Source organism: Petrotoga halophila DSM 16923 (genome assembly GCF_002924615.1).
This window is the reverse complement of record NZ_JALY01000309.1, coordinates 1-1,264: the sequence shown is the minus strand read 5'-3', so window position 1 is coordinate 1,264 and position 1,264 is coordinate 1. Positions and strand designations below refer to the sequence as shown.

The window sequence follows — 1,264 nt, the reverse complement described above, 5'->3', positions numbered from 1 at the left end:
ACCTCCGAAATTAATATGTTTAGATAGTGAACTACTACTATCATAAAATTATAACCTTTTCTTTTTTATCAGGTTCGTATGAGGATAAATTTGTATTTTTGTATAATAAAGTGTAAATATTACTTGCCAAAAAATCGTATTCTATCTGATTTAAGTAGATTTCAGGAATACTTTGATACCTTTTATTGCTTGATAATAACTTGTCGTTTAATCTATTATATATTTTTCTGTATCTCGATGGGGTAGTAATGATTGGATAAGCCGAAAGATCTTTCATTTTTCCCAGCAACTCTTGACCCTTCTTGGTGAAGGCTAACACCCTTAAATATTGTGGCCCATGACTGTTGTATAATTTCATATCTTTCTCTTTTAAATCAAAAAAAATCTTTAAAAGAGTCCTTTTCACCCTTGTCAACGTAAACCTTTTCGTCTTGACGTTGTTCACTAATTCTGTGAGGTTGGAACTTATTTTGGAAAATTTTGAGTATCTAGTCTCTAATCCTTCTTTTACACCGTCTATTTGCATTAATTCTTCTTTTTTCATCATTCTCAGCTTGGCTAACACCATATCTCTCATATCTTCGAATATGATTGGCGCTTTGCCCTTTTCAATCTCCCTAAGTAGAACCTCATATGAAAGGGATGGAACCCCCTGTTTAACTTTGCTCATCTCGTTTTTTTCTATAAGATTTCGTATCGCAGTGGCGCTGGAAATTTCACCTGTGAATTCTTTTTGATTGTATCCCGCCTTTATTCTTTGAATAGTATGTGGAATTATCTTTGAATCATATAATTTTAAAGCATTTAAATACTCTAAACCTAAGATATCGTTTGATTGTTCTAATATATCCATTACATTGTGCTCGTAATTTGAAGATTCTAAATATTCAACTAAAGCAAACTTTCGAGCGTTTGGAAATGATAAACCTTTTTTTAAATTCTTGTTGAGTAACTTTTTAAAACTTTTGGGTTGCTCATATAAAATGGTCGATATTTTATCTAAAACTTCTAAATTACTAGATTCACTTCCAAAAACAATATCTGTAACAACGTTAGTTTTCTCTAATATGCCAATGGCCCCCGTAGCAAAGCCACTTGCATCTTGTATACAATAGACAAATGGCAATTCGAAGACGATGTCTACTCCCATATTTGCTGCAACTTTTGCACGAGCAAACTTATCCAAGATTGCCGGTTCTCCTCTTTGGACAAAATTTCCGCTCATCACAGCGATTGTATAATCAGGGTTAATTAAAGTTTTAGC

The 1,264-nt window shown here is 32.7% G+C and carries 1 protein-coding gene; it reads right to left on the bottom strand.

What is annotated here, in order from left to right; translation table 11 throughout:
• Positions 1-40 precede the first annotated feature (40 nt).
• On the bottom strand, positions 41-1,264 hold a 1,224-nt coding region (locus AA81_RS13380; protein WP_103899305.1), incomplete at its 5' end, for a nucleotidyltransferase.